Annotated in this window: 8 protein-coding genes; 7 read left to right on the top strand and 1 reads right to left on the bottom strand. The window is 68.1% G+C overall.

What is annotated here, in order from left to right:
• Nucleotides 1-235: 235 nt before the first annotated feature.
• A complete protein-coding gene (locus VGD32_RS03400; protein ID WP_331030496.1) occupies nucleotides 236-733 on the bottom strand; it encodes a TIGR01841 family phasin in 498 nt (165 codons plus the stop codon).
• A 286-nt stretch (nucleotides 734-1,019) separates the two neighbouring features.
• Here VGD32_RS03400 and VGD32_RS03405 point away from each other — a divergent pair, with 286 nt between their 5' ends.
• The 7 genes from VGD32_RS03405 to VGD32_RS03435 form a co-directional block, all read left to right on the top strand.
• Nucleotides 1,020-2,432: a serine hydrolase gene (locus VGD32_RS03405; protein ID WP_331030497.1), complete on the top strand. Its 1,413-nt coding sequence runs from the start codon at nucleotides 1,020-1,022 to the stop codon at nucleotides 2,430-2,432.
• A 64-nt stretch (nucleotides 2,433-2,496) separates the two neighbouring features.
• Nucleotides 2,497-3,060, top strand: coding sequence for a hypothetical protein (locus VGD32_RS03410; RefSeq protein WP_331030498.1), 564 nt, complete (start codon nucleotides 2,497-2,499; stop codon nucleotides 3,058-3,060).
• A gap of 166 nt (nucleotides 3,061-3,226) precedes the next feature.
• Nucleotides 3,227-3,610, top strand: coding sequence for a 30S ribosomal protein S6 (gene rpsF / locus VGD32_RS03415; RefSeq protein WP_331030499.1), 384 nt, complete (start codon nucleotides 3,227-3,229; stop codon nucleotides 3,608-3,610).
• 12 nt (nucleotides 3,611-3,622) lie between these two features.
• Complete coding sequence (rpsR, locus tag VGD32_RS03420; protein WP_168048961.1) at nucleotides 3,623-3,898, top strand: 30S ribosomal protein S18; 276 nt, start codon at nucleotides 3,623-3,625, stop codon at nucleotides 3,896-3,898.
• A gap of 1 nt (nucleotide 3,899) precedes the next feature.
• Nucleotides 3,900-4,484 (top strand): 50S ribosomal protein L9, encoded by a 585-nt coding sequence (gene rplI / locus VGD32_RS03425; RefSeq protein WP_331030500.1) that lies wholly within the window; start codon nucleotides 3,900-3,902, stop codon nucleotides 4,482-4,484.
• A 128-nt stretch (nucleotides 4,485-4,612) separates the two neighbouring features.
• Complete coding sequence (locus VGD32_RS03430) at nucleotides 4,613-4,993, top strand: hypothetical protein (RefSeq protein ID WP_331030501.1); 381 nt, start codon at nucleotides 4,613-4,615, stop codon at nucleotides 4,991-4,993.
• A gap of 116 nt (nucleotides 4,994-5,109) precedes the next feature.
• The coding region (locus tag VGD32_RS03435; protein ID WP_331030502.1) for a DnaB-like helicase N-terminal domain-containing protein at nucleotides 5,110-5,858 on the top strand (749 nt) is incomplete at its 3' end.

Consider the following 5,858-nt stretch of genomic DNA (forward strand, 5'->3'; position numbering starts at 1 on the left):
TTTGTTTCGGTGACGGTGGCGGCCCCGAGGCCCCCTTCCTGATCACCGGCCTTACGTGACGGCGGCATTCGTTGTCCGTGTTTGGGGAGTCGATGGACAGATAGGAGATGATGGCCTGATTTGAAGCGGCGTCCAGTCACACGTTGCGTGAGAAACGGTCTGCTCCGGAGACAACGAAAAGGCCCCCGGATCGCTCCGGAGGCCCTCGTTACGCTTACTGGAGAGGCAGATCGCCCTAGCGGGCGGCCTGGAACTTCTCGACCGAGGCGGTGACGCGCTCGTTGATCGGCTTGAAGCTGTCCTTCACCGAGGCGGTGAAGACGTCGGTCATCTTGGTGACTTCCGCGAGGTAGGTCTCGGCGGCCGACTTGGCCCACGAGGTCTGCAGCTCGACCAGTTCCTGGACCGAGCGGGCCGCGGCGAGCGACTGGGCGGCGGCGACGCCGTCTTCCCACGACTTCTTGCCGTAGGCGACGGTCTGGGCCGACAGGGCCTCGACGCCCTTCTGGGCGGCGGTGGCCGAGGCGACGACCGCCTCGAGGTTCTTCTTGCCCTCGGCGTTCAGCTCGGTCAGGCCGGCGACCGACTTGTCGGCGGCCTCACGGAACGCCTGCGCGCCGGCGGCCTGGATCTTCTCGGCCTGGGCCTGGGCCTTCTCGGCCGTAGCCTTGACCTGGGCGGTGGCGGCTTCGACGGTCTTCTTGACGTTCACGGTTTCGGCGCTGTCGGCCATGGTATCTCTCCTGAACCTGTCGCGGCTTGGCCGCTTGTGATTGTTCCGCGACGGGCGAACCCCATCGCGACGGACCTCATATGGTGCAAGTGCGAAGGAAGGTCAAGGATTTTTTGTGCGCCGCACAATAACCTCAGGAAGACGGCGATGCCCCCTGACAGGAGAGAGCGCTTCACAAATCCGTTGACGGCTTGTTTACCCTCACGAAACCCCGATGACGCATGTTAGCCTTTCGTCAGCGTCGCGTGGTGGGGCCGCCGTCGCGCTTTATGTATGAGGCCTGCGCTTGCCGATCTTCGCCCTGATCCGCCGCGGATTGCTGTCGCTGATGCTGGTCGTCGCCTTGGCCGTGGTCCCGACCACACCGCCGGTGGTCGCCCAGTCGTCCGACGACACCCGCTACGCCGCCATCGTGGTCGATGCGGAATCCGGCGAGGTGCTGTTCGCCCGCCATGCCGACAGCCGGCGCTATCCAGCCTCCATCACCAAGGTCATGACCCTGTATCTGGCCTTCGAGGCGCTGACCGAGGGCCGGGTCAAGCTGGACGACGTCATCACGGTGTCGCCGCGCGCCGCCAGCCAGCCGCCGTCCAAGCTCGGCCTCGCCGCCGGCCAGACCATCACCCTTGACGACGCCATGAAGGCCACGGCCGTGCGCAGCGCCAACGACATGGCCATGGCGATCGCCGAACACGTCGGAGGCTCCCAGGACGCCTTCGCGGCCCGCATGACGGCCAAGGCCCGCGAGCTGGGAATGACCCAGACCCGCTACTTCAACCCCAACGGCCTGCCCGACTCCCGTCAGGTGACCACGGCCCGGGATCTCGCCATCCTCGCCCGGGCGGTGATGCGCGACTACCCGCAGTACTACCGCTACTTCGGCCTGCACGACTGGGCCTATGAAGGCCGCGAGTACCGCAACACCAACGGCCTGCTGCGCCAGGGCGGCGGCTATGACGGCATGAAGACCGGCTACACCAACGCCTCGGGCTACAATCTCGCCGCCTCGGCGGTGCGGGACGGGCGCCGGCTGATCACCATCGTCCTCGGCGGACGGACCACCGCCAGCCGCAACAGCCATGTGGCCGCCCTGATGGATACCGGCTTCGAGCTCGAGCGCCTGCGCCGGGCCGGCCAGCCGATCCAGATCGCCCAGACCTTCTTCGAGCAGCGCGGCTTCGGGATCGGACCCGACAACTCCGGCCCGGTGCAGTACGCCTCCGTGGCCGACGAGGAGGACGAGGTCGAGACCGGCGTCGGCTCCACCAGCGTCAGCTACGCCTCCCTGCCGGCGACCCCGCCCCAGCCGGCGCGGGTCACGCCCGCCCCGTCGGAGAGCCGCACCGTCGCCTCGCTGCTGCGCGCAGAGGGGCCGTCCGACGTCACCGCCTCGCTCAATGGCGCCGCGCCCGTCCGCCCGGCCCCCAGCCGTCCGGTGCCCCGTGAGACGGCGCGTCAGGCCGCGGGACGCTGGGCCGTCCAGGTCGGCGCCTTCCGTGACGAGACGGTCGCCCGCGACTGGCTGACCGAGGTCAATCGCCGCTTCCGCAGCCAGTTCGCCGCCGCCGAACGCACCGTTCAGAACGCCGAGGGCTGGTACCGCTCACGCTTCACCGGCATGAGCGAACAGGCCGCCCAGGCCGCCTGCGCCACCCTGGCCGAGCGCCGCGTCACCTGCATGGTCATCCGGCCGCAGTAGCGGCGGACCCTTGGCGCGACGCCATGAACCGGCCTAGGCTCGGGCAGCGGTTCGGGGGAGCGGCATGAGCGCGTTTGAATACACGTCCGTCCTGGCGTCGATCATCATCGGCCTGGCGCTGGTCGACGTGCTGGTCAGCCTCAATCGCCTGATCCGGGCCGGCAAGGCCGTGAAATGGCACTGGGCGGCCCCGGCGGCGACGGCGCTCGTCGTCCTGACCCTGCTTCAGATCTGGTGGAGCCTCTACCGGCCGCAGGACAGCGCCATCACCATCGGCGAGTTCCTGCCGCTGTTCGTGGAACTGGTCATCCTGTTCCTGCTGGCCGCCGCAGCCCTGCCCGACGAGGTCACTCCCGACGGTCTCGACCTGAAGGCCTACTACCACCGCAACGGGCCGTATTTCTGGAGCCTGTTCACCGCCGCCCTCGGTTGGCTCCTGCTCGTGGAAGTCGTCGACAGCGCCATCGACGGATCGCTGCTGGAGTTCCTCGGCCAGAGGATCATCGACTTTCTGGTCCTCGCCATCTTCACCTCCCTGATCTTCGTCCGGCGGCTGTGGTGGCATGCGGCAGGTCTGCTGCTGCTCAGTTCCGGACCCATCGGCTGGCTGTCGCGATCGCTGGGCTAGACCGCCCGCCCCTTTTCCCCTATACGCCCCGCCTTTCCAGGGCTTCGGTCCTGACGCGGAGTTCCAAAGGGTTCGGGAAGTCATCCCGGCCGCCGCTTCAGGATCCATCGTGGCGAGGACTCACCCGGTCCCCCCGCGCCGACGCCCACCAAGGGAGACTAACCGCATGGCTCTTTACGAGCACACGGTCATGACGCGCCAGGACATCTCGGCGCAGCAGGCCGAAGCGCTGAACGACACCATCAAGGACCTGATCGTGCAAGGCGGCGGCTCCGTCGCCAAGATCGAGTACTGGGGTCTGCGCAACCTGACCTACCGCGTGAAGAAGAACCGCAAGGCGCACTATTCGCTGCTCGCCGTCGACGCTCCTCCGGCCGCCATGGCCGAGGTCGAGCGTCAGCTGTCGATCAACGAGGACGTGCTGCGCTGGCTGACCGTCCGCGTCGAGGAACTCGACCTGGAGCTGTCGCCCCTGCTGGCCCGCCGCGAGCGCGAGCGTGAACGCGAGCGTGAACGCACGCCGCGCGAAGACGCCGTCGAAGCCGAATAAGGAACCCGGAACATGACCGACACCACCGCTCCCTCGCCGGGCGCGCCGGCCGGCTCCGGCCCGGCCCGCCGTCCCTTCTATCGTCGCCGCAAGGTGTGCCCCTTCTCCGGCGCCAACGCCCCGAAGATCGACTACAAGGACGTGAAACTGCTGCAGCGCTACATCAGCGAGCGCGGCAAGATCGTCCCGTCGCGCATCACGGCCGTCTCCCAGAAGAAGCAGCGTGAACTGGCCAAGGCCATCAAGCGCGCCCGCTATCTGGCCCTCCTGCCCTATGTGGTGAAGTAAGATGAAGGTCGTTCTGCTTGAACGCGTCGAGAACCTCGGCGCCATCGGCGACGTCGTGTCCGTCAAGGACGGCTTCGCCCGCAACTTCCTTCTGCCGCGCGACAAGGCCCGTCGGGCCACGTCGGCGAACCTGAAGGCCTTCGAACTCGACCGCGCCGCCATCGAGGCCCGCAACGAGAAGAACAAGGCCGAGGCGCAGAAGGTGGCCGACAAGATCGACGGTCAGACCTACGTCATGATCCGCCAGGCGGGTGAGACCGGCCAGCTGTACGGATCGGTCGCCGGCCGCGACGTCGCCGAGGCCGTCCAGGCCGAAGGCGGCAAGGTCGAGCGCTCGCAAGTCGTGCTCAACACCGCGATCAAGACCCTGGGCGTCCACGAAGTGCAGGTCCGCCTGCACGCCGAGGTCACCGCCACGGTCAAGATCAACATCGCCCGCTCGGCCGACGAGGCCGAACGTCAGGCGAAGGGCGAGGACGTGATCAAGTCCGCCTACGACCAGGACCGCGCGGAAGCGCTGGAAGCGGCCCAGGACATGATCGCCGGCGGCGCCGGCCAGCAGGAAGGCCTCGGCTCCGAAGCCTGAGCCCGGTCTGCAGGTTGAAAATCGAAGAAGGGCGCGTCCATGCGGGCGCGCCCTTTTTCCATTCCAGGGCGACGACCGTTGCCATAAGGCCGCCTCGCCTCTAACTGAGCGCCCGGAGGCCGATGTCCATGATCCGATCCGCCCTCGCCATCGGGCTTGCTCTGAGCCTGATCGCCACGTCCGCCCCGGCCCAGACCCGGCCCATGACCGTGCGCGAGTTCCTCGCCACCGCCAACCGCCTGCCCCAGAACGCCACGGCCATGCTCCGGCCCGAGGGGCGCCGCCTGGTCGACGAGGTCAGCCGCGCCGTTCACGCGGTGCGGGACGAGCAGACCGCGGCCGTCGCCGCCGGCCGCCGCCCGGCCTACTGCATTCCGGCGCGGGGGACCGGCATTACCCCTGAGGGCCTGCTGGCCCGGTTCAAGGCGCTTCCGGCCCGCCGCCAGGACATCAGCGTGACCCAGGCCATCCGCGAGTGGATGGTCGAGCGGCATCCCTGCCCCGCTTGAGCCGCCGCTGATCTGTCAGGCCTTTTCAGCCCATCCACAGGGGTGTCCCCGTTCATCTGACGGGCAGCCGACTTTTCCGTCCGATTCCGACGTATCGGGAGGTTATGCCTTCCCCGATGAACGCCCTCGCCCCCGTCGCCTTCCCGTCGCCGATGGACCCCTCGGCCATCCCGTCCCTGCCCCATAACCTGGAGGCCGAGCAGGCCCTGCTGGGCAGCCTGATGTTCGACAATGCGGTGTTCGAGCGCCTGTCGGACCGCCTGCGCGGCAGCCATTTCTACGAGCCGTTCCACCAACGGCTCTATGACGCCATCGAGGATCACGTCCGCCAGGGCCTGCTGGCCGAGCCGACCATCCTGATGGAGCGGTTCAAGCAGGATCCGGCCTTCCAGGAATTCGGCGGCCTGCGCTACCTCGCCGACCTCGTCGACCGCGCGCCGCCCGGCGCCAATGCCCCCGACTACGCCCGCGTGGTCTATGACCTTGCCCTGCGCCGTGACCTGATCCGCATCGGCGGCGAGATCATCAAGGAGGCGCCGCAGCCTGAAACCGCGGCCATCGACCAGATCGAGTGCGCCGAACAGCAGCTCTACAATCTCGCCGAGACCGGCAAGCCGTCCTCGGGCTTCGTCAGCTTCTCGACGGCCCTGTCCGGCGCGGTGCAGATGGCCGCCGAGGCTTATCAGCGCGACGGCAAGCTCGCCGGTCTGGCCACCAACCTCGACGACCTCGACCAGAAGCTGGGCGGCCTGCACCCGTCCGACCTTCTGATCCTCGCCGGCCGCCCGTCGATGGGCAAGACGGCGCTGGCGACCAACATCGCCTTCAACGTGGCCCGGAACTACCGCTGGGAGCCGACGCCAGA

The organism is Brevundimonas sp. (assembly GCF_036402095.1).
Lineage (GTDB): Bacteria > Pseudomonadota > Alphaproteobacteria > Caulobacterales > Caulobacteraceae > Brevundimonas.

Bases quoted from the DNA above. Each gene is read 5' to 3' on its own strand.
- VGD32_RS03400 (WP_331030496.1), bottom strand. From the start codon at position 733: ATGGCCGACAGCGCCGAAACCGTGAACGTCAAGAAGACCGTCGAAGCC.
- VGD32_RS03410 (WP_331030498.1), top strand. From the start codon at position 2,497: ATGAGCGCGTTTGAATACACGTCCGTCCTGGCGTCGATCATCATCGGC.
- rpsF (WP_331030499.1), top strand. From the start codon at position 3,227: ATGGCTCTTTACGAGCACACGGTCATGACGCGCCAGGACATCTCGGCG.
- rpsR (WP_168048961.1), top strand. From the start codon at position 3,623: ATGACCGACACCACCGCTCCCTCGCCGGGCGCGCCGGCCGGCTCCGGC.
- rplI (WP_331030500.1), top strand. From the start codon at position 3,900: ATGAAGGTCGTTCTGCTTGAACGCGTCGAGAACCTCGGCGCCATCGGC.
- VGD32_RS03430 (WP_331030501.1), top strand. From the start codon at position 4,613: ATGATCCGATCCGCCCTCGCCATCGGGCTTGCTCTGAGCCTGATCGCC.